The 582-nt window shown below is 66.8% G+C and carries 1 protein-coding gene; it reads left to right on the plus strand.

Translation table 11 applies throughout. From position 1 onward, the window contains the following. On the plus strand, positions 1-582 hold a 582-nt coding region (locus tag C2I19_RS17770), incomplete at both ends, for an Ig-like domain-containing protein (protein WP_199181255.1).

Raw genomic sequence — 582 nt, forward strand, 5'->3', positions numbered from 1 at the left:
TGACGGCGGCGACAGACACCGGCGCCAGCAGCACGGACGGCATCACCGCCAACAACCGGCCTACCATAACCGGCACAGCGGAAGCGGGCAGCCGAGTGACGGTGTATATCGACGGCACGGCGGTGGGGACGGAGACGGCCAATGGCAGCGGGGTATGGAACTACAGCTTGTCCAGCAGCCTGGCCGATGGCAATCACAGCATCCGGGCGACGGCGACCGACGCGGCCGGCAATGTCAGCGGCCAATCCACGGCCAAGTCCATCACCATCGACACCAGCGCGCCGATCGCGCCGACTGTCAGTGGGTTGACGGCGGCGACAGACACCGGCGCCAGCAGCACGGACGGCATCACCGCCAACAACCAGCCGACGGTAACCGGCACGGCGGAAGCCAATAGCGCGGTGACAGTGTATGTGGACGGCACGGCGGTGGGCACCGCCACCGCCAATGGCAGCGGGGTATGGAACTACAGCTTGTCCAGCAGCCTGGCCGATGGCAATCACAGCATCCGGGCGACGGCGACCGACGCGGCCGGCAATGTCAGCGGCCAATCCACGGCCAAGTCCATCACCATCGACACCA

It is taken from the genome of Chromobacterium alticapitis (assembly GCF_002924365.1).
In the GTDB taxonomy this organism is placed as follows: Bacteria; Pseudomonadota; Gammaproteobacteria; order Burkholderiales; family Chromobacteriaceae; genus Chromobacterium; species Chromobacterium alticapitis.